This is a genomic window from Arthrobacter sp. Soil_N43 (genome assembly GCF_057655195.1).
Genome location: NZ_JBDGML010000049.1, coordinates 25121 through 50093, shown reverse-complemented (window position 1 = coordinate 50093; position 24973 = coordinate 25121). Strand labels below are relative to the sequence as shown.

General features: G+C 66.6%; 26 protein-coding genes and 1 pseudogene. 13 read left to right on the top strand and 14 right to left on the bottom strand.

Translation table 11 applies throughout. The features are described 5' to 3' along the window. Positions 1-271, top strand: a pseudogene (locus AC3A3W_RS03820) (DEAD/DEAH box helicase); the annotation flags it as partial. A gap of 5 nt (positions 272-276) precedes the next feature. Then, a complete protein-coding gene (locus AC3A3W_RS03815; RefSeq protein ID WP_487440546.1) occupies positions 277-1149 on the top strand; it encodes a DNA-methyltransferase in 873 nt (290 codons plus the stop codon). A gap of 7 nt (positions 1150-1156) precedes the next feature. On the opposite strand, the gene AC3A3W_RS03810 is transcribed toward AC3A3W_RS03815, so the two are convergent. Beyond that, positions 1157-2002: a PHP domain-containing protein gene (locus tag AC3A3W_RS03810; RefSeq protein WP_487440545.1), complete on the bottom strand. Its 846-nt coding sequence runs from the start codon at positions 2000-2002 to the stop codon at positions 1157-1159. Between the two features lie 88 nt (positions 2003-2090). Between AC3A3W_RS03810 and AC3A3W_RS03805 the strand changes: the two genes are divergently transcribed. Continuing rightward, positions 2091-3680: an aminopeptidase P family protein gene (locus AC3A3W_RS03805; protein ID WP_487440544.1), complete on the top strand. Its 1590-nt coding sequence runs from the start codon at positions 2091-2093 to the stop codon at positions 3678-3680. A 77-nt stretch (positions 3681-3757) separates the two neighbouring features. Here the strand turns inward: AC3A3W_RS03805 and AC3A3W_RS03800 are convergent, their stop codons facing one another. Continuing rightward, on the bottom strand, positions 3758-4744 hold the full coding sequence (locus AC3A3W_RS03800; protein ID WP_487440543.1) for a YflT domain-containing protein: 987 nt from the start codon (positions 4742-4744) through the stop codon (positions 3758-3760). 76 nt (positions 4745-4820) lie between these two features. On the opposite strand from AC3A3W_RS03800, the gene AC3A3W_RS03795 reads away from it, so the two are divergent. From AC3A3W_RS03795 to AC3A3W_RS03785, 3 genes are read left to right on the top strand one after another with little or no spacing between them, the layout of a single operon-like run. Next, positions 4821-6104, top strand: a complete 1284-nt coding sequence (locus tag AC3A3W_RS03795) for a magnesium transporter MgtE N-terminal domain-containing protein (RefSeq protein WP_205655445.1) — start codon at positions 4821-4823, stop codon at positions 6102-6104. Then, positions 6043-6810 carry a DUF1003 domain-containing protein gene (locus AC3A3W_RS03790; RefSeq protein ID WP_487440542.1) on the top strand — a complete coding sequence of 256 codons (768 nt, stop codon included), beginning with the start codon at positions 6043-6045 and terminating at the stop codon, positions 6808-6810. The genes AC3A3W_RS03795 and AC3A3W_RS03790 overlap by 62 nt, the downstream gene beginning before the upstream one ends. 11 nt (positions 6811-6821) lie before the next feature. After that, on the top strand, positions 6822-7949 hold the full coding sequence (locus AC3A3W_RS03785; RefSeq protein WP_487440541.1) for an Mrp/NBP35 family ATP-binding protein: 1128 nt from the start codon (positions 6822-6824) through the stop codon (positions 7947-7949). An 18-nt stretch (positions 7950-7967) separates the two neighbouring features. Here the strand turns inward: AC3A3W_RS03785 and AC3A3W_RS03780 are convergent, their stop codons facing one another. From AC3A3W_RS03780 to sigE, 3 genes are all read right to left on the bottom strand, one after another. Next, complete coding sequence (locus AC3A3W_RS03780; protein WP_487440540.1) at positions 7968-8378, bottom strand: twin-arginine translocase TatA/TatE family subunit; 411 nt, start codon at positions 8376-8378, stop codon at positions 7968-7970. 69 nt (positions 8379-8447) lie between these two features. Continuing rightward, positions 8448-9575, bottom strand: a complete 1128-nt coding sequence (locus AC3A3W_RS03775; protein WP_487440539.1) for an anti-sigma factor — start codon at positions 9573-9575, stop codon at positions 8448-8450. 8 nt (positions 9576-9583) lie between these two features. Next, the gene (gene sigE, locus AC3A3W_RS03770) at positions 9584-10201 is read right to left on the bottom strand and encodes an RNA polymerase sigma factor SigE (RefSeq protein ID WP_487440538.1); all 618 of its coding nucleotides are present in this window, start codon (positions 10199-10201) and stop codon (positions 9584-9586) included. 275 nt (positions 10202-10476) lie between these two features. On the opposite strand from sigE, the gene AC3A3W_RS03765 reads away from it, so the two are divergent. Next, entirely contained in the window at positions 10477-11109 is a 633-nt protein-coding gene (locus tag AC3A3W_RS03765; protein WP_205655450.1) for an O-methyltransferase, read from the top strand. Between the two features lie 62 nt (positions 11110-11171). Here AC3A3W_RS03765 and AC3A3W_RS03760 read toward each other — a convergent pair whose 3' ends face one another. The 4 genes from AC3A3W_RS03760 to AC3A3W_RS03745 all read right to left on the bottom strand — a co-directional run bounded on the left by AC3A3W_RS03760 (position 11172) and on the right by AC3A3W_RS03745 (position 14158). After that, positions 11172-11339: a DUF3117 domain-containing protein gene (locus tag AC3A3W_RS03760; protein WP_009357720.1), complete on the bottom strand. Its 168-nt coding sequence runs from the start codon at positions 11337-11339 to the stop codon at positions 11172-11174. A gap of 232 nt (positions 11340-11571) precedes the next feature. Beyond that, positions 11572-12822, bottom strand: coding sequence for a hypothetical protein (locus AC3A3W_RS03755; RefSeq protein ID WP_487440547.1), 1251 nt, complete (start codon positions 12820-12822; stop codon positions 11572-11574). An 89-nt stretch (positions 12823-12911) separates the two neighbouring features. Beyond that, on the bottom strand, positions 12912-13349 hold the full coding sequence (locus AC3A3W_RS03750) for a DivIVA domain-containing protein (protein WP_487440537.1): 438 nt from the start codon (positions 13347-13349) through the stop codon (positions 12912-12914). 23 nt (positions 13350-13372) lie between these two features. Continuing rightward, the gene (locus tag AC3A3W_RS03745; protein WP_487440536.1) at positions 13373-14158 is read right to left on the bottom strand and encodes an LOG family protein; all 786 of its coding nucleotides are present in this window, start codon (positions 14156-14158) and stop codon (positions 13373-13375) included. 105 nt (positions 14159-14263) lie between these two features. Between AC3A3W_RS03745 and AC3A3W_RS03740 the strand changes: the two genes are divergently transcribed. From AC3A3W_RS03740 to AC3A3W_RS03725, 4 genes are all read left to right on the top strand, one after another. Beyond that, on the top strand, positions 14264-15019 hold the full coding sequence (locus AC3A3W_RS03740) for an amino acid ABC transporter ATP-binding protein (RefSeq protein ID WP_487440535.1): 756 nt from the start codon (positions 14264-14266) through the stop codon (positions 15017-15019). Positions 15020-15070: 51 nt separating this feature from the next. Then, complete coding sequence (locus AC3A3W_RS03735) at positions 15071-15958, top strand: glutamate ABC transporter substrate-binding protein (RefSeq protein ID WP_487440534.1); 888 nt, start codon at positions 15071-15073, stop codon at positions 15956-15958. 98 nt (positions 15959-16056) lie between these two features. Next, positions 16057-16707, top strand: a complete 651-nt coding sequence (locus tag AC3A3W_RS03730; RefSeq protein ID WP_487440533.1) for an amino acid ABC transporter permease — start codon at positions 16057-16059, stop codon at positions 16705-16707. Continuing rightward, a complete protein-coding gene (locus AC3A3W_RS03725) occupies positions 16704-17543 on the top strand; it encodes an amino acid ABC transporter permease (RefSeq protein WP_487440532.1) in 840 nt (279 codons plus the stop codon). The genes AC3A3W_RS03730 and AC3A3W_RS03725 overlap by 4 nt, the downstream gene beginning before the upstream one ends. A 71-nt stretch (positions 17544-17614) precedes the next feature. Here AC3A3W_RS03725 and dapE read toward each other — a convergent pair whose 3' ends face one another. Beyond that, positions 17615-18739, bottom strand: a complete 1125-nt coding sequence (gene dapE / locus AC3A3W_RS03720; RefSeq protein WP_487440531.1) for a succinyl-diaminopimelate desuccinylase — start codon at positions 18737-18739, stop codon at positions 17615-17617. 58 nt (positions 18740-18797) lie between these two features. Here dapE and dapD point away from each other — a divergent pair, with 58 nt between their 5' ends. Both dapD and AC3A3W_RS03710 read left to right on the top strand, forming a co-directional pair. Further along, entirely contained in the window at positions 18798-19826 is a 1029-nt protein-coding gene (gene dapD / locus AC3A3W_RS03715) for a 2,3,4,5-tetrahydropyridine-2,6-dicarboxylate N-succinyltransferase (protein WP_487440530.1), read from the top strand. Between the two features lie 58 nt (positions 19827-19884). Continuing rightward, complete coding sequence (locus tag AC3A3W_RS03710) at positions 19885-20739, top strand: transglycosylase SLT domain-containing protein (RefSeq protein ID WP_487440529.1); 855 nt, start codon at positions 19885-19887, stop codon at positions 20737-20739. Between the two features lie 8 nt (positions 20740-20747). On the opposite strand, the gene AC3A3W_RS03705 is transcribed toward AC3A3W_RS03710, so the two are convergent. The 4 genes from AC3A3W_RS03705 to dapC form a co-directional block, all read right to left on the bottom strand. Beyond that, the gene (locus AC3A3W_RS03705; protein ID WP_487440528.1) at positions 20748-21359 is read right to left on the bottom strand and encodes a hypothetical protein; all 612 of its coding nucleotides are present in this window, start codon (positions 21357-21359) and stop codon (positions 20748-20750) included. Between the two features lie 82 nt (positions 21360-21441). Further along, on the bottom strand, positions 21442-22086 hold the full coding sequence (locus tag AC3A3W_RS03700; RefSeq protein ID WP_487440527.1) for a TetR/AcrR family transcriptional regulator: 645 nt from the start codon (positions 22084-22086) through the stop codon (positions 21442-21444). A gap of 145 nt (positions 22087-22231) precedes the next feature. Then, positions 22232-23515: a citrate synthase gene (locus AC3A3W_RS03695; protein WP_487440526.1), complete on the bottom strand. Its 1284-nt coding sequence runs from the start codon at positions 23513-23515 to the stop codon at positions 22232-22234. A gap of 306 nt (positions 23516-23821) precedes the next feature. Then, on the bottom strand, positions 23822-24970 hold the full coding sequence (dapC, locus tag AC3A3W_RS03690) for a succinyldiaminopimelate transaminase (protein ID WP_487440525.1): 1149 nt from the start codon (positions 24968-24970) through the stop codon (positions 23822-23824). Positions 24971-24973: the final 3 nt, after the last annotated feature.

Here is a 24973-nt window from a genome sequence, read left to right as displayed (position 1 = left end):
CCGCCAGGGCGGACGCGATGACAGCCGCCGCAGCGGCGAAGCGGGCGGACGCTCCGGGGACCGCCGTCGTCGGTCCTCTGACGCCGCTGGCGACACCGGCACCGTACCTGACGCCGCTCCGGCGGCACCCGCAGCCGCTGCAGCGGGCGGGGACCAGCCCCCGCGCGCCCGGCGGAACCGCACCCGTACGCGCCGCCGCAACGGCGAAGTCGTGGCAGGCGGCGAGTCCGCATCAACGGGCTCGCAGCCGGGCAGCACCGAGGCCTCATAGCCTCAATGACTGAACCTGTCTGGGCGCCGGACGGCAGCAACCTGGTGGTACACGCGGACAACGCGGAATTCCTTCCCACGCTGCCGGACGGCGCCTTCACGCTCATTTACGTGGACCCGCCGTTCAACACCGGCCGGGCCCAGCAGCGCCAGGAAACCAAAATGGTGCTGAACGCCGTCGGCGACGGCGACCGTGTCGGTTTCAAGGGCCGCTCCTACGACACCATCAAAGGCGCCCTGCACCGCTACGATGATGCCTTCAGCGACTACTGGTCATTCCTTGAACCCCGGCTGGTAGAGGCCTGGCGCCTGCTGGCCGACGACGGCACCCTGTACCTGCACCTGGACTACCGCGAGGTGCACTACGCGAAGGTCATGCTGGACGCCATCTTCGGCCGCGAGTGTTTCCTCAACGAGATCATCTGGGCCTACGACTACGGCGCACGCGCCAAATACCGCTGGCCCACCAAGCACGACAACATCCTCGTCTACGTCAAGAACCCGGCCAAGTACCACTTCGACAGCGCCGAGGTGGACCGGGAGCCGTACATGGCCCCGGGGCTCGTGACGCCCGCCAAGCGCGAGCTGGGCAAGCTGCCCACGGACGTCTGGTGGCACACCATCGTGTCCCCCACGGGCAAGGAGAAGACGGGCTATCCCACGCAGAAGCCCGAAGGCCTGGTGCGCCGGGTCGTGGCTGCCTCCAGCCGTCCCGGGGACTGGTGCCTCGATTTCTTCGCCGGCTCGGGCACGCTCGGCGCCGTGGCCGCGAAGATGGGCCGGCGGTTTGTGTGCGTCGACCAGAACCAGCCGGCCATCGACGTCATGGCCAAGCGGCTCGGCGCGCACGCCGAGTTAGCGTCCTACCCGCGCGACTAGTCGCGGGTCAGCGGATGACTGCCGTGCCGGTGCCGAGCTCTTCGATTTGGGCGAAGACCTCCGGCGCCGTCAGGTATTCCCCCAGCCGGTTCGGCTTGCCCGTGCCGTGGTAGTCCGACGAGCCCGTAATGAGCAGTCCATGCCTGGCCGCGAGCCCGCGCAGGAATTCCCGGCCTTCCTCGGAATTGTCGCGGTGGTCCACCTCGAGGCCGGCGAGTCCGGCATCGATCATTTCCCGGTAGGTGCGCTCCCCCACGACGCGCCCGCGTGAGGACGCCACCGGATGGGCAAAGACCGGGACGCCTCCGGCCGCACGGACAAGCTCGACGGCGAGCGCCGGCTCGGGCGCGTAGTGCTGCACGAAGTACCGCGAATGCGAGGTCAGGATCGAGGTGAAGGCTTCGGACCTGTCTGATACCACGCCGGCGGCCACGAGCGCGTCGGCGATGTGCGGCCGTCCCAGGGTAGCCCCGGGCGCCACGTGGTGAATCACATCATCCCAGCTCAGCGGATAGTCCTCGGCGAGCAACGTCACCATGCGCTCGGCCCGTGTCAGCCGGGCATCCTTGGCCTTGGTGATCTCCTCCAGCAGGCCTGCGTGGGCGGGGTCATGCAAATAGCTGAGGAGGTGCACGCTGATTCCCTGCTCGGTCCGGCAGGAGATCTCCATGCCGGGCACCAGGGCCACGCCGTATTCGACCGCCGCGCGGGCGGCCTCGGCCCAGCCGTCGGTGGAGTCGTGGTCCGTCAGTGCGATGACGTCCAGGCCCGCCGCCGCAGCGGCAGCCATGACCGCGGCCGGCGCCTCCGTGCCGTCAGAAACATTTGAGTGGGCGTGCAGATCTATCTTCACCAGCCCAGCCTAGTAGATGGGCGGGCATCCGCGGCGGGGACGGTGCCGGTGTTGGCCTCAGCCGCAGGGCTGGTGAGACGATGGGACGGTGAACGACGCAGACAACACCTACAACGGTGAAAAGACAGCCTCCCAGCCTCTCGAGGAGCGGGTCAACAACCGCTCGCAGCGGCCCAGTTCCGAGGCCTTCAAGGCCTTCATGGCCAGCAACTGGGCTCCGTCCCCGCAGGTGACCCCTGAGCGGGACGCCGTTGCCGACCACGCCGCCCGCCGTCGGCGCATCATCTCTGGCCAGTTCAAAGGTGAACGCCTGGTGGTCCCGGCCGGTCCGCTCAAGGTCCGCTCCAACGACTGCGACTACCGCTTCCGGCCCCACTCGGGCTTCGCGCACCTGACGGGCCTGGGTGTGGACCACGAACCTGACGCCGTGCTCATTTTCGAGCCGGTCGAGGAAGGCACCGGGGACGACGGCGGCAACCACCGCGCCACTCTCTACTTCCGCCCGCTGGCCGGACGGGACTCCGAGCAGTTTTACGCCGACTCACGGTCGGGCGAGTTCTGGATCGGCGCCCGTCCCACGCTGGCCGAGTTCGAAGCCCGGCTCGGCCTTCCGACGGCGCACATCGATGAACTGGAAACGGCCGTCACCAAGAACGTGGGTGCACCGGAGATCGGCGGCATTTCGATCCGTCTGGTGCGCAAGGTGGACGAGAACATTGACGCCCTCGTGGACACGGCGCGTTACAACACCGCCAAGGACCCGGACAACCTGGACCTCGGTGTGCTGGATGCCCTCGACGAGAAGCTGTCCGAGGCCCTCTCCGAGCTCCGCCTGATCAAGGACGGCTGGGAGGTCGAGCAGCTGCAGACCGCCGTGGCCGCCACAGTGGAGGGCTTCGCCGAAGTGGTTAAGGCCCTTCCCCGCGCACTGACCCACTTCCGCGGAGAGCGTGTCGTGGAGGGTGCTTTCTTCGCCCGCGCCCGGGAGGAGGGCAATGAGCTCGGCTATGACACGATCGCCGCTGCCGGGAACAACGCCACGGTGCTGCACTGGACCAGGAACACCGGCAAGATCAAAGCCGGCGATCTCCTGTTGCTGGACGCCGGCGTCGAGGCCGATTCCCTGTACACCGCGGACATCACCCGCACGCTGCCCGCCACCGGCACGTTCTCGGACATCCAGCGCAAGATCTACGAGGCCGTCCTCGACGCCGCTGACGCCGGGTTTGCTGCCGCGCAGATCGGCACCCGCTTCCGGGACATCCACACCGCCGCCACCACCGTCCTCGCGGAGCGGCTTGCCGAATGGGGGCTGCTTCCCGTTCCGGTCGCGGAAGCGATCAGCGACGAGGGGCAGCAGCACCGTCGCTGGATGCCGCACGGCACCAGCCACCATCTGGGCCTCGACGTTCACGACTGCGCGCAGGCCAAGCGGGAGCTGTACCTGGACGGGGTGCTCGCCGAGGGCATGGTCTTCACCATCGAACCGGGCCTGTACTTCAAGAACGAGGACCTCGGCATCCCGGAGGAGTACCGCGGAATCGGCGTCCGGATCGAGGACGACATCCTGATGACCGCCGAAGGCCCCGTCAACCTCAGCGCCGCGCTCCCCCGCACCGCCGACGACATCGAAGCCTGGATGGCGGGCATCTGGCACGAGGCCAACGGCAAGGGTTAGCCCGCACAAACACGCACAAAAAGCGTAAACGGGAGGGCCACCGGAATTCTCCGGCGGCCCTCCCGTTTTTCGCCACGCTAACGCTGCGGTTCGTCCTTGGTTTCCGGCGGCTGGTTGGCGTCGTTCACCCGCACGCCGTACTGCGGGCGGCCGTCGGGCAGGTCGGGGTAGCGGACAGCCGCAGGACGCTGGCCGGCTCGCTGCCCGGCATCCGGGGTCGGGGCGCTTTCCGGGGCGCGGCCGGGCTGGCCGGGCTGGCCCTCGACGGCCCCATACTGGGGTGCTGCACCCGGAACCGGTGCGCCCTGCGCCTGGGAACCGGGCGTCTGGGGGTCATGTCCCTGGGCATCCTGGGCCCGCTGGCCGTAGGGGTCGTTCCAGCCGGCGGGGCGCTGCGGTGCCTGACCCTGGTACGGGCCCTGGTGCGGGTCGGGCTGCTGGTACTGGCCCGGCTGCTGGTACTGGCCCGGCTGCTGGTACGGCTGGTTGTGATAGTCACCCTGCGTGTAGTTCGACGGCCCGGTGTAGTTCGACCGCCCTGCGCCGGCGGTGGCGTCCGACGGCGTCATAGGCAGTTGCTGCAGCAGCCGGCGCGCCTCGTGGGAAGCCTCGAAAGAGACCACAACGTCATAGTTGGTCGCCACCACCTGGCTGGTGGACGTAAAGTCCCGCTTTCCCCGCTGCATGGCGTACGTGACGATCCCGAACAGCATGAAGAACGCCGCGCCCATGAGGACCGAGCTGATGATCGAGAACGTCCCGCCGGCCGGGGTGAAGAACGACAGCATGACACCGACGAAGAGGCCAAACCACATGCCGCTCAGGGCACCGGAGAGAGCCACCCGGGGATAGCTGAGCCGTCCCGTCACCCGCTCCACCATCTTCAGGTCATTGCCCACGATGGACACCATGTGCACCGGGAACTGCTGATCAGCGAGATAATCGACAGCCTTCTGGGCGTCCAGGTAGGAGGTATACGTCCCGACGGTATCCCCGGTGGGGACTGTCCGCGCTTCGTCGGAGCCGTTCGGGACGCCCTTGGGGCCACCAAAAATGTTTGACATACACCCATTCTTGCCCATAAGGATGTGTGCGAGCTGAAATTCAGCTAAAAGAGAGCAGACTCGGTAGCCTGTAGGGGTGAGCACAAATCCTACCCGCGTCTTCGTGGCGCGCCTTCTGGGACTGGACGTCTTCGACCCCTTGGGCGACCGTCTGGGGCGGCTTCGCGACGTCGTCGTGCTCTCCCGGGGAACCCGCGGGGCACCGCACGTGGTGGGCATCGTCGTCGAAGTGCCCGGCAAGAAGCGGGTTTTCGTTCCCATGACCCGGATTACGTCCATCGACCAGACGCAGGTCATCTGCACCGGGCTGGTCAACCTGCGGCGCTTCGAACAGCGCGGCGCAGAGACCCTCGTGGTCGCGGAGATGTTCGACCGGCGCGTGACCCTGCGTGACGGCAGCGGCGACGCCACCATTGAGGACATCGCCATGGACCAGCACCGCTCGGGCGACTGGTTCGTCAGCAAGCTGTTCGTGCGGCGCGGCCATTCGCTGGCCCCGCTGAGCAGACTCCGGCGCAACGAAACCATGATCATCGACTGGGCTGACGCGCACCAGGGCGCCAAAACCGAGCCCCAGGCCGCCACCCAGTTCGTCGCCAACCACGAGGACCTCAAGCCTGCCGACTTCGCCGAGGCACTGCAGGAGATGAGCGACAAGCGGCGGTTCGAGGTCGCCAGCGAACTCCAGGACGAACGGCTTGCCGACGTCCTGCAGGAGCTGCCGGAAGACGACCAGGTGGAGATCCTCTCCGCACTGGACGTGCAGCGCGCGGCCGATGTCCTGGAGGAGATGGACCCCGACGACGCCGCGGACCTCCTGGGTGAACTCCCGTCCGCGCAGGCCGAAGAGCTGCTGCAGCTGATGGAGCCGGAAGGCGCAGAGGACGTGCGCCGCCTCCTCGAATACGACGAGGACACCGCCGGCGGCCTGATGACACCCGTTCCCGTCATCCTGCCGCCCGAGGCCACCGTGGCCGAGGCCCTTGCCCATGTCCGCCGCGAAGAGCTGTCCCCTGCCCTCGCCTCCTCCATCTTCATCGCCCGGCCACCGCTGGAAACCCCCACCGGCCGGTTCCTGGGGGTCGTGCACATCCAGCAGCTGCTGCGGTTCCCGCCGTTCGAACCTCTGGGCAACCTGGTTGATAAGAACCTGGAGCCGCTCTCGGACCAGGCGCATATCAGCGAAGTCGCCCGCACCCTGGCCACCTACAACCTGAACTCCCTTCCGGTGGTCAACCAGGCCGGGCGACTGGTGGGGGCAGTGACCGTCGACGACGTCCTGGACCACCTGCTGCCGGATGACTGGCGGGCCAACGACGGCGAGGCTCCGATCAGAAGGCTTGGAGGCCGCATTGGCTGATACGACGGCAAAGGGCTCCGGCCCACGGGGACGGGACAAGGCGGCCGGCAAAGGCAGCCTGGACACACCGCTGAGCGGCCGGCAGCGCATCCTGCCCAAGTTCAAGCCGGATCCCGATGCCTTCGGCCATGCCACAGAGGGGTTTGCCCGCTTCATGGGCACGCCGCAGTTCCTGCTGTACATGACCGTTTTCTGTTTGTTCTGGCTGGCCTGGAACACGTTCGCGCCCACCGACTGGCAGTTCGACCGGGTGGAGCTCGGCTTCACGCTCCTGACCCTGATGCTCTCGCTGCAGGCCTCCTACGCGGCCCCGCTGCTGCTGCTGGCGCAGAACCGCCAGGATGACCGCGACCGTGTCTCCCTCCAGCAGGACCGCCAGCGCGCCGAACGCAATCTGTCCGACACCGAATACCTGACCCGGGAGCTGGCGTCGCTGCGGATCGCGCTGCGGGAAGTGGCCACCCGCGACTACGTCCGGGCCGAGCTGCGCAGCCTCCTGGAGGACCTGGTGGAGGCGCAGGAGGAACTCCGCAGCCACGACGCGTCCGGGCAGGGCAGCCACGAGTCGCCGCGGGAGCTGGTCCGGGAGAAGCTCAAAGAAAAGCGGCAGCGCAGTCCCCGGACCCAGCAGATCCCCAAGATCAAGCAGGACAAGCCCCGCCAGGCCCGGTCAGCCGAGACGCACCCCACCACCCCGGAAAGCTGAGCATCCACAGCATGAGCACGTCCCTCGCCCCGGCAGTTAACGCTGCCCTGGCCACCGTTATCGATCCGGAGCTGCGCCGTCCCATCACGGAGCTCGGCATGGTGGATTCGGTGGAAATTTCCGACGACGGCGCGGTGCACCTGTCCGTGCTGCTCACCATCGCCGGTTGCCCCCTCAGGGATACGATCACCAAAGATTCGGAGGCGGCGCTGCTGGCCGTTCCCGGCGTCACCGCCGTGGACGTCGAGCTCAAGGTGATGACGCAGGCCCAGCGCGATGCGCTGAAGGAGCAGCTCCGCGGCCCGGGGGGCCAGCGGGGAATCCCGTTCAACCAGCCTGGATCGCTGACCAAGGTGTTCGCCGTGGCCAGCGGCAAGGGCGGCGTGGGCAAATCATCGGTGACGGTGAACCTGGCCTGCTCTCTGGCCGCCCAGGGCCTGCGCGTGGGGATCGTGGACGCGGACGTCTACGGTTTCTCCGTGCCTGCGCTGATGGGCATTACCCAGGCACCCACCCGGGTGGACGACATGATCCTCCCGCCGGTGGCGTACGGCGTGAAGGTCATCTCCATTGGCATGTTCGTCACCGGCAACCAGCCGGTGGCATGGCGCGGTCCCATGCTGCACCGCGCGCTGGAGCAGTTCCTCACGGACGTCTACTTTGGCGACCTTGACGCACTGTTCCTCGACCTGCCCCCGGGCACCGGGGACATAGCCATCTCCGTAGCCCAGCTGCTCCCCAAGGCCGAGATCCTCGTGGTCACCACTCCGCAGGCCGCCGCTGCCGACGTCGCCGAACGCGCCGGAGCGATTGCCACCCAGACCGGGCAGACGGTGGCCGGAGTCATCGAGAATATGTCCCACCTCGAAATGCCCGACGGCGGGCGGATGGAACTGTTCGGAAGCGGCGGCGGGCAACTGCTCACGGAACGGCTCAGCGCCACGACTGGCACGGCTGTGCCGCTGCTGGGACAGATCCCGCTCGACATCCTGTTGCGGGAAGGCGGGGACTCGGGCCAGCCGATCGTCCTGGGCCGCCCCGAGACACCCGCTGCAGCAGCGCTGGCCGGCATTGCGGACAAACTGGCGTCCAGGCCTCGCGGCCTGACGGGAATGTCACTGGGCCTGCAGCCCCGGTAACCTTGGCGCCCGCGTAGCCTAGGTGGCTTCCGTATCGAACGGTGCGGCCTCGCCGTCGGGCAGCCGTTCAAAGGTTCGGCCCGGCCGCGTCACAGCTGACTGGTCCACAGCCCCTGATACGGCTGCTCCGGCCGCAGCAGCACTAGCTGGCCCGCCGGGGCTGACGGCTTTCGTGGTGTCTTCGAGCAGTGCTTCCTTGATGATGCGGCGGGGATCGTACTGGCGGGGATCGTACTTCCGCCAGTCGACCTCATCGATGTCGATGCCGACTTCTTCCTTGATCTGCTCCCGCGCGCCGGACGCCATCCGCCGCACCTCCCGGACAAGGTTTGTCAGTTTCTGGGTGTATTCGGGCAGCCGCTGGGGGCCGATCACCATAATGCCGATGAGCAGCAGTAGGAGAAACTCCGGGCCGTTGATTCCAAACACTTTAGGAAGATTACCCTCTCCAGGGTGGCACTGACGATTTGGCCGCCGTTCTGGCGGAGCGGCGCCGCGTCACCTGGCCAGGTGCCCGGTCATCTTGTCCAGATGCAGGGCCAGTTTGCGCAGCCCGCGTTCCAGTCTTTCCGCCACTGACTCGTCTCCTGAGCGGGGCATGTCCGGACGGGATGCCGAACCGGCGCCGTAGTCCAGGCCCACCTGGTGTGCGCCACTCCGGCTCCCGGCGCCCTGATCCGTGGCGCCCTGGCCCACGGCACTTAGGTCCGCGGCACTTAGGTCCGCGGCGCCTCCGGCCGCTGCCAGGGCCGCGACGGCATCGTCGGCAGCGTTCGCGGGCAGGTCCGACACATAGGTGAAGGTGCTCCTGCCGATCTGGTAAATGGCGCTCCACGGGGCGGCAGCCTTGATCCAGAGCCTGCCCGTCCCTGCGGTGCCGGCGGCGTTTACTGCCACGAAGCCGTCGCTGCCGGCGGCGTGTCCCGTCAGGGGGTTCACGGGCTCACCCGTCGAGGCGGGCCCCGCCGGGCTGCCGGCCGCCGGTGCGGAATGCTGCTCCAGGACGGTTGCCGTGTGCTTTCCATCCGAGAGGCGCAGCTCAACGGCCGGGCGTCCGGCGTAGACCTTTGACGTGGCCGACACGATGTGGAAGCCCATGGCCTGCAGATCGGGGCAGGCCCAGCCGTGCGAACGCAGGGCCGCCACGCGCGAACCCGCCGCCGGGTCTGCTGACACTGCCCCGGGGCTTCCCCCGGCCGCTGTCCCGCCGCTGCCGGTGCCGTCCATGGAAGGCCCGGCCTGTCCTGAGAAAGCAGCGGCCGCGTACTGCCGCGGTTCCCCTGCGGACATGTAAGCGCCCGCTATAACGGCACCGGCAGCCGCCATGGCGACGCCGCCGGCGGCCAGGCCCGCCAGCCTGATCGGGCGTGGCTGCGGTGCCGGCGCGGCCGGTGCCATCGCGAGTTCCCGCGTGCGGAGCAGCAGCCGCGCTGTCAGCTCATCGCTGGCTGCCGGGACAGCCGCTTTCCGAAGTCGTTCTAGGTACTCGCGCTGCCGGCGGACCGCGGCGGCGCAGTCGGCGCACCGGCGGACGTGCTCGGGGCTGCCCGGGTGCCGCGGTCCTGCCATCGGCAGCCACGTGGCCGATTTCCTGACGACCTGCAGCAAGCGATTCAGTGGACGCATGGCGCCGATCAGAGAACGCTGGCGATGCGGGGCATCTTGAGCCGAGGCTTGCGGGCCTGCTGGGGCCGCGGATCGCGGTGGGCAAGCTTCTCACGCAGCATGGTGCGGCCACGGTGGATGCGGGAACGGACCGTCCCGAGCTTCACTCCCAGCGCTTCCGCGACCTCGTCGTAGGACAGTCCCTCCAAGTCACAGAGCACCACAGCTGCCCGGAAGTCCGGCGGGAGCTCCTCCAGCGCAGCCTGCACATCAAGGTCCAGGTTGTTGAGCTCGAAGCTCTGCTCGGGGCCCGGCTCGCGCCCGGGCAGGCGGGACTCGGCGTCCTCCGCCAGCGCGTCGAAGCGGATCCGGCTCTTGCGCCGGGCCTGATCGAGGAACAGGTTCGTGGTGATGCGGTGCAGCCAGCCGTCGAGCGTTCCCGGCTTGAAATTCTCCAGGGAACGGAACACCCGGACGAACACCTCCTGGGTGAGGTCTTCGGCGTCGTACTTGTTGCCGGTGAGACGATATGCCAGCCGGTAGACCTTGGCTGAGTGGTTGGTTACCACTTCTTCCCAGGTGGGCATGACCCAGTCAGCCCCTGGCTCTTCAACTGCAGGGACAGGTGCCACAACTGATCCTGACATCGTCCACTCCCCTCGTGGATGTACTAACGCCTGATGCGGTTTACATCATTGGTTCGGCGCCGATCACCACTTGGATGAGCGGATAATTATCATTTCAAATTTGGCTGGGAATTTCCTGATCGTGGGCCCCCCTTTAGCCGTAGGCGCAACCTGCCATGCCGGGAGCCCTGTGGTATCCGCCATCACAGCCTGTCCGCCCGTCACCTTCCCGCGACACGCTGCCGGACACAGTACGCTGTAAGAAACATCCACCCGCCGCCCAGAAAGCGAAAACCATGAGCGCCGATAAGTCCACGAGCTGGTCCTATGCAGAAGATCTGCCTGCCGAGGATGAGGTCCTGCTGCGCGCCCGGGAACGTTCCTTCGAACTGGGTGTCACGCCCATCGGCCGCGGCGTCGGGGCCGTGCTGACCGTGCTGGCGGCCGCATCAAAGGCCCAAACCGCCGTCGAAATTGGCACGGGCGCGGGGGTCTCCGGCGTCTGCCTGCTTCGCGGACTGGGTCCGCAGGCGGTGCTGACCACCATCGACGTGGATGTCGAGCATCTCAAGGCCGCACGCGAGGCCTTCCAGGAAGCCGGGAGCCCCGCGAACCGGACCCGCACCATTTCCGGCCGGGCGGGGGACGTCCTGCCCAGGCTGACAGACGCCGCGTACGATCTTGTGTTTGTCGACGGGGACAAGCCCAACTTCCCGCGCTATGTGGACCAGGCCGTGCGCCTGCTCAAGTCCGGCGGACTCCTGATCGTCAACGACGCCCTCGACAAGGACCGCGTCTCCAACCCGGCCGCCCGCGACGCCACCACCGTGGTGCTGCGGCAGGTGGGCAAGGCCGTCCGCGACGACGACCGGCTCGCTTCCGCCATGCTGCCCACCGGCGACGGCCTGCTGGTAGCGGTTAAGAAGTAGGGTGCCGGTTAAGAAGTAAGGCAGGGCGCACAGCCTTCCGGCTGCAGGCCCTGCCTGGCAATCTATTCGGTAACGCCTACGAGGCATTCCTTGAGGTTGGCCGCTTCCGCGGCATTGAGTTCGACCACCAGCCGCCCTCCACCTTCGAGCGGCACACGCATGATCAGGCTGCGGCCCTCCTTGGTTACTTCCATAGGGCCGTCGCCGGTGCGTGGTTTCATAGCCGCCATGAGGAAAATCCCCTCCAGTAGTCCCAGGACTGAGCAGCCCGGACGGGCTGAGTCCGCATGGTCAAACAAGCCGCTATGGCGGCCGGTTCGGCAGCCGCCAAGACTGAACTCTTCGAATGCTTCTTGTCCTTGCTTAGCTCCTATTATCCTGTAATTACCCGTCTGTAGCTAATCGATGGATATTCGATGCGGCGCGGATTCGAGGGGCGGCGGCACAGGCATGGCCACGCTGTCAGGGCGGGTAGTCCCCGCCGCCGGGCAGCTCGGCCCAGGCCCACAGCCAGACCACCCAGACGATCTGCAGCAGGACGAACATGGTCAGGACAGCTCCGCGGTAGGCCCTTGACCGCGAGACCAGGGCCGCACCGAGGGCCAGCGGAAACAGCGGCAGCAGCATGCGGAAGGTGCTGGTCTGCGGGTGCAGGAACACCAGCAGGTACCCCATGTAGCAGGCACACCACAGCCGCAGTTCCACACCCAGCTGCAGCACCGGCCGCGACAGCATGAACAGGGCGAACACGGCAACGAAAACGAACGGTGCCGCAAGGCCCAGCACCGGGCCGAACAGAAGCACACCGGTGTCGAACCATGGTTTGAACGGCACGAGGTCGTGCCCGCGCCACACGGTTTCGGTCTTGGTGTACGCCTCCATGTCGCCGGTTGCTGCCCAGGCGATGGCCGGCCACAGGAGCGCTGCCGCCCCGACGGCGGCGGTCAGCCCGGCCAGCGACCACAGTTCACGCCGACTGTGGGCCGGCGTTCCCGCCACCAGGCCGGGGGCGGCCTGCTGCCTGCCGCCACGCCATGCCTCCCAGAGACGGTAAAGGAACAGGATCCCTGCCATGGCTGCGAACGGAACGCCTGTCGGCCTGGACAGACACATCAGCACGGCCACGGGGATGGCAGCCAAATAATGCCGGCGGAGCACCAGCAGGAGCGCCGACGCCAGCAGGAGGATGTTCAGCGATTCGGCGTACGGAACCTGCAGCACCGGGGAGACGGGAAAGGTGGCAAAGAGAGCAACGGCCCACAGCGCCGGCACATGCGCTGCCCGGTGGCGGAACAATGCGTAGATCACCAGCGACGCACCAAGGCCCGCGAGCATTGCGATGAGCGTCAGGGAGACGGCCGGGGTGATGCCCGTGGCGGCCGAGACCGTCCGTCCCAGCAGCGGGAAGAGCGGATAGAACGCCCAGGCGTTTTCCTGCACGTTCCCGGCTTCATCGACCGGGAGCGTTGAGGGATAGCCATTGGCGATGACCTCGCCGTACCAGCGGGCGTCCCAGATGTTGATGAAGTGCCAGTAGTCCGGCTTGGCCGGGAACCATGGGTTGACGCCCTGGTGCAGCGCGGCCGACATGAAGATGCAGGCACTGACCAGCCTGGCGGCCGCGTAGATCACCACGACCTGGACCCACCACGGCCATCCGGCGGCCGCCGCCCAGAGACGGGCGACCGCCGTGCTCAGCGCACGAGTCACCACAGACGACGGGCGGGCCTCGAGGCTGCCGGCCGGCGTTCGTTCACTGCTGTCCGCGGCGGGACGGGGGCCGGACCCGGAGGCAGCACCGGTCAAGGCTGCTCCTCCGCCACGGGGCTGCGTTCCGGGCCGGCAGGCTGCTGCGTTGCCGCAGCGTCGGCCGGCAGGGCCTTTTCCGCGGCCGCAGCGGCGGGGGCCTGGCCCCGAAGATGGGCGCGCAGGCCGGCGATTTCAGCGTCCTTGGAGGCCAGCTGATCCCGGAGCTCATCAAGCACCTGGTCCACCTGGTCCATCCGATAGCCCCGCAGCCCAAGGGCAAACCGGACGTGATCGACGTCGGCCGGCTTGGCCTCAGCGGGCAGCAGGACCGGTGGCAGCGAGGCTACCGGCTCATCGAAGCCGTCATCGAACACCGCGCTGCCGGGGCGTTTTCTGCGGAAGATCCGAGCCCCAAGGTCCGTCCCGATGACAGCCGTGACGCCGACCAGGACGATCGCAAGGAAGACAAGGAAGAAACTCACATCACCCATGGTGCCAGACCTTGGTGCTGGCGCTACTCAGGCCGCTGGTCCCCGTTGGTCGAGGGCGGGCGGACGTGTCCGTGCAGGACCAGGTTCACGGCTTCTTCCGCGGTGTCCACCACCTGAATCAGGTCCAGGTCCTTCTCGGACACCATGCCTTCCGCCACCAGGGTGCCCTTGATCCACTCGATCATGGGTCCCCAGAAGGCGGAGCTCAGAAGGACGATGGGGAACGACGTCACCTTCTGCGTCTGGACCAGGACCATTGCCTCGAACAGCTCATCCAGCGTGCCGAGGCCACCAGGAAGGACGATGAAGCCCTGTGCATACTTGACGAACATGGTCTTCCGCGCGAAGAAGTACCGGAAGTTGATGCCCAGATCCACCCACTGGTTCAGGCCCTGTTCGAATGGAAGCTCGATTCCGAGGCCGACGGAGACGCCGTTGCCTTCCACCGCTCCCCTGTTGGCGGCCTCCATGGATCCCGGGCCGCCGCCCGTAATGACGGCAACCCCCGCTTCCGCCAGCTTGCGTCCCACGTCAACGCCCATTTCGTAGTACATGCTGCCCGGTTTGGTGCGTGCGGAACCGAAGACACTGACGGCCTGTCCGAGGTCGGACAGCGCGCCGAAGCCTTCGACGAATTCACTCTGGATCCGCATGACGCGCCACGGGTCGGTATGGATGAAGTGGCCCGGCCCCTTGGTATCAAGCAGCCGCTGGTCCGACATCTCCACGGCAGCCTGCTTGCGGCGCAGCTCGAGGGGCCCTTTGCGGCGGGGCTGGGCGGATTTAGACGGATCTGCGTTGATGCTCATCGTCCAAGGCTAACCTGCTGACCTGCAGGTATCTCTTGAATTACGATCAGCAGGAAGTTGGAGTGATTGCGGTCATAAGTGAGTGATGTTCGATAGATTCTTCTCATGACTACTCAAGTGCCCGCCAATGCGCTCGTCTCCCTGAATGCCGTGAACAAGCATTACGGCCAGCTGCACGTTCTGAAGGACATCAATCTCCAGGTCCGCAAGGGCGAGGTCGTTGTGGTCATCGGGCCTTCGGGCTCGGGCAAGTCCACGCTGTGCCGAGCCATCAACCGCCTTGAAACGATCGACGACGGCGACATCGCGATCGACGGCAAACTGCTGCCGGAGGAAGGCAAGGAGCTCGCGCGCCTCCGCGCCGACGTCGGAATGGTCTTTCAGTCCTTCAACCTGTTCGCCCACAAAACCATCCTTGAAAACGTCACCCTCGGGCCCATCAAGGTCAAGGGCCTGTCCAAGGCGGAAGCGGACAAGGAAGCCATGGCCCTGCTCGAGCGCGTCGGGGTGGGCCACCAGGCTCCGAAGCTCCCGGCCCAGCTCTCCGGCGGACAGCAGCAGCGTGTGGCCATCGCCCGCGCACTCGCCATGAAGCCGAAGGTCATGCTCTTTGACGAGCCCACGTCGGCGCTGGACCCCGAAATGATCAACGAGGTCCTGGACGTCATGATCCAGCTGGCGAAGGAAGGCATGACCATGATCGTGGTGACCCACGAGATGGGATTCGCCCGCAAGGCCGCGGACCGCGTCGTGTTCATGGCGGACGGCCAGATCGTGGAGGATGCCACGCCCGAAGAATTCTTCACCAATCCCCAGAGCAGCCGGGCCAAGGATTTCCTGTCCAAGCTCCTCACTCACTGAACCCCAGGGTTCGCACCTGGCCGTCTTCGGCCGCCCAATGAAAGGAATGTCATGAAGGCATTTTTGACCCGAAGGAAATCCCTTCTCGTAGCAGCATCCGCAGCCCTGGCGCTGACTCTGAGCGCTTGCGGCGGCGGCGGCACCGGCACTGGCACCAACCCTTCGCCCGTGGAGAAGCCGAGTTTCGCCGCAGGCTCCACCATGGAGAAGCTCTCCTCGGCCGGCAAGGTGACCATCGGCACCAAGTTTGACCAGCCGCTTTTCGGCCAGAAAGGCCTGGACGGCAAGCCGGTCGGCTTCGACGTGGAGATCGGCAAGCTCATCGCAGCCAAGCTGGGAATCCCCGCTGACAAGATCGAATGGGTCGAAACCGTCTCCGCCAACCGCGAGCAGTTCATCAAGCAGGGCAGGGTGGACCTGATCGTCGCCACCTACACGATCAACGACAAGCGCAAGACCGAAGTTGACTTCGCCGGTCCGTACTACGAAGCCGGACAGGCGCTCATGGTGAACAAGGACAATACGTCCATCACCAAGCCCGAGGACGTCAAGGGCAAGAACGTCTGCTCCGTGACCGGTTCCACGCCGGCAGGCACGATCGTAGAGAAGTACGGCGCCGTCCTGGTTCCGGCTGCCACGTACTCGGCCTGCCTCGAGCCGCTGCGCAACAAGCAGGTGGAAGCAATCACCACGGACAACGTGATCCTGGCCGGCTTCGTCAACAAGGAGCCGGACGCCTTCAAGCTGGCCTCGGACGAGACCTTCACGAAAGAGCCCTACGGCATCGGCCTGAAGAAGGACGACACTGTCTTCCGCAACTGGATCAACGACCAGCTGGAGGCATTCGCCAAGGACGGGTCCTACAAGAAGGCCTGGGAAGACACAGCCGGTGCGGTCATCAAGACGGCACCTGAACTTCCCGCCATCGACCGCTACTAGAACAGGCGTGGCGGTCACCGACGGCCGGGCATCCCCGGCGCCGGTGACCGCCGCTCCCGTTTTCCGCACATTTTCCCCAAACGCAGCTGAAGGATCCTATGGACGTCATCATTGAAAGCCTGCCGCAGTATTGGGACGGCTTTCTCAGAACCCTGTTCCTGGCCGTCGTTTCCGGCATCATTGCCCTCGTTGCGGGCACTCTGCTGGCAGCAGCCCGCGTATCACCCGTCGCGGCCCTCCGCGGATTCAGCATGGCTTACGTGGAGGTGGTGCGTAATACTCCGCTGACCATCGCCTTCTTTTTCGCCGCCGTGGTCCTCCCCCGGCTGGGGGTGACCTTCCAGCAGTTCGAAATCGCGGCCATCATCGCGTTGAGCGCCTACACCTCGGCATTCATCGCCGAAGCCGTGCGGTCGGGCGTCAACAGCGTTCCGGTGGGCCAGGCTGAGGCCGCGCGCAGCATCGGGATGAAGTTCGGCCAGGTGCTGTCCCTGATCATCCTGCCCCAGGCCTTGCGCACCGTGATCCCGCCGATGATCAACATCCTCATCGCACTGGTCAAGAACTCGTCCGTGGCCGGCGCATTCTTTGTGCTGGAACTGTTCGGCTACGGCAAGCAGCTGGCCAATGACCACGGCGACGCCGTCATGTGGGTCCTCGCGGGCGTTGCATTCTTCTATCTCCTGATCACTGTGCCGCTGGGCTACATCGCTCACCAGGTCGAACGAAAGGTGGCGATCGCGCGATGACTTCCGTTCTCTACGACGTCCCGGGGCCCAAAGCCCGCAGAATCTCGCTGATCGGCTCGGTCATCGGTGTCGTCCTCATCGGCGGCCTCCTCGCGCTTGCCCTTGTCACGCTCGCCCAGCAGGGAATCTTCGAGGCCCGGAGGTGGGCCATCTTCGGGCAGGCGGATGTCTGGTCACTGATCTTCAACGGCATGGGCGCCACGCTGAGTGCCGCCGCCATCGCAGCAGTGATCGCCTTCCCGCTGGGGCTCCTGCTTTGCCTCATGCGCATCTCGGACGTTGCATGGATCCGGGTTCCCACCCGAATCGTGCTGGAATTTTTCCGGGGCATGCCCGTGGTTCTGATGATGCTCTTCGTCCTGCTGGTGTTCGCCACCAGTCCGTTCATCGCGGTCGTGGCCGGGCTGGTCCTGTACAACGCGGCGATCTTCGCCGAGATCATCCGAGCCGGCATCCAGTCCCTCCCCCGGGGACAGCGCGAGGCGGGCCTGGCGATCGGCTTGACCAGCTTCCAGTCACGGCTCAGCGTCGAACTGCCGCAGGCCATCCGCCGCATGCTTCCGTCCCTGGTGGCCCAGCTCGTGGTCCTTCTGAAGGACACCTCACTGGGCTACATCGTCGCGTACGGCGAGCTCCTGCGCGCGGTGCAGGTGATGGCTGACTTCCTGGGGCCGCAGTTCCTGTTCCCCGTGTTCTTCGTGGCTGCGGCGCTCTACATCGCCATCAACCTGGCTGTGTCGCGTCTCGCCATCTGGATTGAGCGCCACGGCTCCAAGAAGGCCGCGGGTGGCGTGGCGAAGGCCCCGACCGCCGGCGTGACCACTGCGATCAAGTAGTCTCCGGGCTCCCACGCAGAAGGCCCGCAACCGGATGGTTGCGGGCCTTCGTCGTTAAGGGGATCCGGGCGTCAGGCCAGCCACGTCTGCAGCGCCCGCAGGCAGGCACGAACGGCTTCGGCTTCGACGTGCTCGTTGTCCTTGTGGGCCAGCAGCGCATCGCCCGGCCCGAAGTTCACCGCCGGGACGCCCAGTTCACTGAAACGCGCGACGTCGGTCCAGCCGTATTTGGGTTTGGGCTCGGCCCCCACGGCCGCCACGAAGGAGGCCGCGGCCGGGTGGTTGAGGCCGGGCCGCGCCCCTGCTGCTGCGTCGGTGCGGACCACGTCGAAACCCTCGAGCAGTGCCCGAACATGGGCCTCAGCCTGATCGGGCGTCTTGTCCGGCGCGAAGCGGTAGTTGATTTCAACGACGCAGCGGTCCGGGATCACGTTGCCCGCCGTGCCTCCCTGGATCTTCACGGCGTTCAGGCTTTCACGGTAATCCAGCCCGTCCACATTGATGGTCTGCGGGTGATAGGACGCGAGCCGTTCGAGGATGGGCGCGGCAGCGTGGATGGCGTTGCTTCCCATCCAGGCGCGCGCCGAGTGTGCGGCCTCCCCCAGCGTGGTGGCTTCGAACCGCATGGTGCCGTTGCAGCCTCCTTCCACGGTGCCGTCCGTCGGCTCCAGGAGGATCGCGAAGTCGCCTTCAAGAAGCGGCCCGTGGTTGCGCACCAGCCTGCCGAGACCGCTCTTGACGGCCTCCACCTCCTCGTGGTCGTAGAAGACGAAGGTGACGTCCTTGGACGGCTCCGCGCCGCCGTCGAACAGGGACGCCGCCAGCGCCAGCTGGACCGCCACGCCGCCCTTCATGTCCGTGGCCCCGCGGCCATACAGGACGCCGTCGCCTGCCACCCCGGAAGGCCAGCTGGACGGCACCGTCCCCAGCGATCCGCCGGTGACCGGCAACGGCACCGTGTCCAGATGGCCCGCGAGGATGACCCGCTCGGGGCGTCCGAGGGATGTGCGCGCAATGATGGCGTCCCCGTCGCGGACCAGGGCAAGGCCGGGGAGCTGCCGGAGGGCCAGCTCGACAGCGTCGGCGAGCTGCGTTTCGTTGCCCGACACGCTGTTGATGTCAATCAGCGCAGCTGTCAGAAGCGCCACGTCCTGGCGGAGGTCGAGAGTTACGGGTGCGGTTTCGGCAATCACCATCCAACTCTATCCCCGGGCGCGTTTCGGCGGCTGCGCATCGGCTCGATAGACTTGGGCCATGACTGAAACCGCTTCTTCCGCAGTGCCCGCTGCCCAGACACTGTCCGATGATTCCCGCTCGGCCTACGGATTCGGGGTGGCCACCATCGCCACCCGCAATGGTGACGCCACGGTGCTGGACGTCTGGTTCCCGGCACCCGCCCTCGGCGTGGCAGCCGAAGCGCTCCGCGCCATCGAGAACGCCGATGAAACGCTCACCGACATCGCCGCGGCCGGCACCGACGCCGACCGCGGCACCGAGCAGAAAGTGGTATTCGTCCAGATCAACCTGGATGAAGCACCGGCAGACACGGCAGATGCCTACCTTCGCCTGCACCTGCTCTCACACCGCCTCGCCCGCCCCAACACCATCAACCTTGACGGCATCTTCGGCAAGCTGCCGAACGTCGTGTGGACCAACTTCGGACCGTGCGCTGTGGACGGTTTCGAGCTGACGCGCGCCAAACTGCGCAAGCGCGGCGCCGTGACGGTCTTCGGCGTCGACAAGTTCCCGCGCATGGTGGACTACGTTGTCCCGGCCGGGGTGCGCATTGCCGACGCCGACCGCGTCCGCCTGGGTGCCCACCTCGCCGAGGGCACCACAGTCATGCACGAGGGCTTCGTCAACTTCAATGCCGGAACGCTGGGCACCTCCATGGTGGAGGGCCGTATCTCCGCCGGCGTGGTGGCCGGCGACGGCACCGACGTTGGCGGCGGCGCATCGATCATGGGCACCCTCTCCGGCGGCGGCAAGGAAAAGATTGCCCTGGGCCAGCGGGTCCTGCTGGGCGCCAACTCGGGTGTGGGCATCAGCATCGGCGACGATTCCGTCGTGGAGGCCGGGCTGTACATCACGGCCGGCACCCGCGTGCGTGTTGTCGGCGGCCAGGACGCCGACGGCGAGGACACTAGCCGGATCCTCAAGGCCGTGGAGCTCTCGGGCGTCCCGAACCTGCTGTTCCGCCGCAATTCCACCTCCGGCGAGGTGGAAGTGCTCCCCCGCAAGGGCCAGACAGTGGAGCTGAACGACGCCCTGCATGCCAACTGACCGTCCAGGGCCGGCCGGTGTTGTTGCCGGCCAGCCCCGGTCCTCAGGGAGCATCCACGTGACACGCCGACGCAAGCTGCGCGGAGCCATCGTTGGGGCGCTCACCGTTGCGCTGGTCGGCGGCGGCATCTACACCGCGGTGGCCCTGCTGCAACGTTCGGAGCGGCTGATCATGGAAGGATGCACGGCTGACGTCGGATCGCAGCGGGCGGAACTGGCCACAGATCAGGCAGCAAACGCCGCCCTGATCACGGCCATCTCCGTTCGGCGGGGACTTCCGCCGCGCGCCGCCAGCATCGCACTGGCCACCGCCATGCAGGAGTCCAAGCTGCGGAACATTGACCACGGCGACCTCGCTGGACCGGACTCCCGGGGGCTTTTCCAGCAGCGCCCGTCCCAAGGCTGGGGCACCACGGAGCAGGTCATGGATCCGCACTACGCGGCCAATGCCTTCTACGACGCGCTGGTGAAAGTGCCGGGCTATGAAGGGATGGACGTGACCCAGGCCGCGCAGCGGGTGCAGCGCTCAGCGTATCCGCGCGCGTACGCCCAGCACGAGGCGATGGGCCGCTCGTTCGCCTCCGCCCTGAGCGGGCAGACCCACGCCGCGCTGGACTGCACGCTTCGCTCGCCTGAGCAGCCGGGCGACCCGGCGGCGTTGCTCGAGGAACTGCAGGCTGAGTACGGAAGCATTCCCTCCTCGGCGGCCGGCTCCACGCTGACGCTGGAGGCCACGGATGACATGGCATGGTCGCTCGCGCACTGGGCGGTGGCGAACGCCAAGGAGTTTGCCGTAGTGCAGGTGGACGTCGACGGAATGAGCTGGAACCGTCAGGCACGCAAGGGGTGGCAGGAGTCGGCCGGCGGCGATGGCACCGTGGCGGTAAGGTTTGCCGAGGCTCCGGCGGGATAACGTCCTGCTCAGACCAGCATTTCGACAACCGGCTGCACGTAGCTCCGGAACACCTCCGGCTGCTGCAGCAGTTCATGGCTCATGATGATCTTGTCTGGTTCCAGGAACCACGCCCGCTGCTCGTCGAGGGGCAGTTCGATGATGGTCAGGTCGAAGTCCCGTGAGTTCCTGCCCACTTCCAGCAGCCGGTCCTCCACGATGTCCTCCAGGAGGTGCGCAGAGCCGCCGGCCACCCGCTCGGCCTCCAGCTCCGCGTACTCCGTGCGGCGTTCGCGCGCCCAGGTCAGGGCGGCGCCGAAGTGTGCCTGCAGGACCCTCCGCAGGGCCGGGGAATTGGCGAAGGACCGGAACCCCGGCGGCGACATCTCCGGGGACATCTGCGGATGCGCTTTCAGCAGCTGCTCCCACCAGGCTTCCCATTCGGTTTTGAGGGCGCTGATCCCGCCCACCTCTGCGGTCAGGTGCGAATGGTCCGCGTGCCTGATTTTCGGAGCTGCGTGGGACAGCGCGGGGAAGCCCGCACCGTCCAGCCCGGCGACGTCTCGTATGTAGAGGGCGATGAGCATGGGCCCCGACGTGTCCATGGTGATCCGCCAGCCTGGACCGCCTGTGTGCTGCATCCGCATGCCTCCTTGGCTTCTTGATGTTCGCCCCGCGCTACCCGCTTATCCGGCTCCAGTCTATTCCCCCAGCCCGGGGACGTTAATGGCTGGTGACTGCGGTCCTCCCCAGCCCGGCTAGATGGGACTCCAGCACCTCCCGGCACATTTCCTGGGTCATCCATCCCGGCTGCAGGAGCGCATGCATCGTCAGTCCGTCCAGCGTGGCAAGGAGGCGCTCGGCTTCGGTGACCAGCCGCTGCCGGTCACCGCCGTCGTCATCACCGCCGTCGTCAGCTACCAGACGGGTGATCAGCTGCCCGACCACGGCGGCCACCGTACGGTGGCTCCTGTCCGCTTCCGCGGCCAGGAAAGGCCGGATCCTGGCGGCGTTCTTGAAGGCCAGCCACGCGCAGGCGTCCAGTGCCCGTTCCTCGTCCAGCGGAAGGAATTCGCCCAGCAGGGTTAAAACGGCCGCATGGTGTTCCGAGCTGCCGGCGGGGGTCGCCGCAAGGTCAGCGTACGCACTGTCCAGGCGGGCCACGATGCGGTCCACGACGGCAGCGAAGGAGAAACTCAGCAACTCCTCGCTGCTCGAGAAATAGTGCCGCACGGAGCCAACGGCCAGCCCTGCCTCGTCGGCCACCTCACGGAGGGACGCCCGCTCCAGCCCGTCGGAGGCGATGATCCTGCAGACGGCATCGACGATCTCCCGGCGCCGGGCGGCGGGATCCACAATTTTCGGCACTTCTCGTTTTTAGCACGCTTGTGCTGGCAGGACCGGCAGGCCCGCCGCGCAGCGGCCCCTCCGGTTCAACCGGCGGACACGAAAGCGGCGGCCGCCTACCCAGGAGGGTGGGCGGCCGCCGCCGTCGTTGCAGTGTCCGGACCGGTTAGCTTGCCGGGTAGTCGCGCTCCGGCGATCCTGTGTACAGCTGGCGCGGACGGCCAATCTTCGTGGTGGGGTCGCTGATCATTTCGCGCCACTGAGCGATCCAGCCCGGCAGGCGTCCGATCGCGAACAGCACGGTGAACATCTTCTCCGGGAAGCCCATGGCCTTGTAGATCAGGCCTGTGTAGAAGTCCACGTTCGGGTAGAGCTTGCGCTGGATGAAGTAGTCGTCGCTCAGGGCCTTCTCTTCGAGGCGCATGGCGATGTCCAGCAGTTCGTCGTTGCCGCCGAGCTTGCCGAGGATCTCGTGGGCCGTGGCCTTGACGATCTTGGCACGGGGGTCGTAGTTCTTGTAGACGCGGTGCCCGAAGCCCATGAGGCGGACGCCGTCTTCCTTGTTCTTGACCTTCTCCATGTAGTCCTCGGGCTTGGTCCCGTCGGCCTGGATCTGGCGGAGCATCTTCAGGACGGCCTCGTTGGCACCGCCGTGGGCGGGACCGAACAGGGCGTTGATGCCTGCGGACACGGACGCGAACAGGTTGGCGTTGGAGGAGCCCACCAGACGGACCGTGGAGGTGGAGCAGTTCTGCTCGTGGTCGGCGTGCAGGATGAGCAGGAGGTCCAGCGCCTTGGCGACGACCGGGTCCATCTCGTACTGCTCCGCCGGGAGGCCGAAGCTCAGGCGCAGGAAGTTCTCCACAAGGTTGTGAGAGTTGTCCGGGTACAGCATGGGCTGGCCGATGGACTTCTTGTGTGCGTAGGCGGCGATGACGGGCATCTTGGCCATCAGGCGGATGGTGGAGACCTCCACCTGCTCGGCGTTGAAGGGGTCCAGCGAGTCCTGGTAGAACGTGGACAGCGCCGACACGGCCGAGGACAGCACCGGCATGGGGTGGGCATCGCGCGGGAAGCCGCTGAAGAAGCCCTTCAGCTCTTCATGCAGCAAGGTGTGGTGGCGGATGCGCTGGTCAAAAGACTCCAGTTCCGCGGGAGTCGGCAGGTTCCCGTAGATCAGCAGGTAGGAGACTTCAAGGAAGCTGGAGTGCTGTGCGAGCTGCTCGATCGGGTAGCCGCGGTACCGCAGGATTCCTGCGTCCCCGTCGATGTAGGTGATCGCGGACGTCGTGGCGGCGGTGTTCATGAAGCCAGGGTCAAAGGCGACGGCGCCGGTCTGCTTCAGCAGTTTGGAAACGTCGTATCCTTCGTTTCCCTCGACAACCTTGATGCGCGGGAGTTCGAGCTCGCCGCCTGCGTGGCGCAAGGTTGCGCTGGTGGTCTCAGTCATGGAGTCCCCTTCATGAGGCTTCTAGGCCTCTGTAGAAAGCTTGATCCAACATCAGGTGAGCCGCGCGGGGACCCCCGCACCGGCGGGACGTCCAACGGCCGTGCTGCCTTCTTGTAGAAAGCCACCATTGATAGTCAGTTAAAAGTTACCGCCACTTTCACCCTGCCACTAATCCGGGAGCCCCTAAAGACCCCGAAAACACGCAACTTGTGGTGCGTGTCACATTCATTGTTACGCGGCCATGCATGCCCCAAAGGAAGCGGAATGCCCATGCCCGGCGCCGGGCATGGGCTCGGAACAGCGCGGTCAGGCAGTTTCGGCCAGCCGGACCACGGCGGCATCGATCCGTTCGTCGGAACCGGTCAGCGCCACCCGCACATAGCCGTTTCCGGCGTCCCCGTAAAACACGCCCGGCCCGGCAACAATGCCTCGACCGGCCAGCCGGGAGATCGTGTCCCAGGTGGCTTCACCGGCAGTGGACCAGAGGTAGAGCCCGGCATGCGATTCGTGAATCCTCAGCCCGAAGCTTTCGAGGGCCGGAACAAGCCGCTCACGGCGGCCGCGGTACAGGTCTTTCTGCGCCTGCACGTGCGCGTCGTCCCCGAGTGCAACCCGCATCGCTTCCTGAACCGGATACGGCACGATCATGCCGGCGTGCTTCCGGCTGTTCACGAGGTTGGCCATGATGGCCGAGTCGCCCGCCACAAACGCGGCCCGGTAGCCGGCGAGGTTGGACTGCTTGCTCAGCGAGTACACCGCGAGGAGCCCGTCATGCGAACCGCCGGTGACACGGGGGTCAAGGATGCTGGGCACCGCTTCTCCGCCGCGCTGCAGGTCCCATTCGCCCCAGCCAAGCTCCGCGTAGCATTCGTCCGAGGCCACGAGGGCGCCGATTTCACGGGCCTGGCCAACGATTTTCCGGAGCGACGCGGCGTCCCGGACGCTACCCGTGGGATTCCCTGGCGAATTGACCCAGATCAGGCGGACTCGCGAACGTGTGGCCGCATCCAGTTCATCGAGATCGTCCGCGGCCACGGCCGTGGCGCCGGCAAAGGTGGCTCCGATGTCGTAGGTCGGATAGGCGACCGTGGGGCGGACCACGACGTCTCCCTGCTTCAGTCCCAGCAGGAACGGCAGCCATGCCACCAGTTCCTTGGAACCGACGGTCGGCATGACATCGTGCGGGTCAAGGCCTTCCACGCCGCGGCGGCGCGCAAACCAGGCTGCGATGGCTTCCCTGAGCCCCGCTGTCCCGTGGACCGTGGGATAGCCGGGGGCGTCCGCGGCGGCGCGGAGCGCGTCCTGGATTACTGCGGGGGTGGGGTCCACGGGCGTTCCGATGGACAGGTTCACCAGTCCGCCGGGGTGTTCGGCCGCTTTGGCGACATACGGCGCCATGGCCTCCCAAGGGTAGTCGGGCAGGCTCAGGCCGAAACTGCGCACAGCTGTCGTCACCTA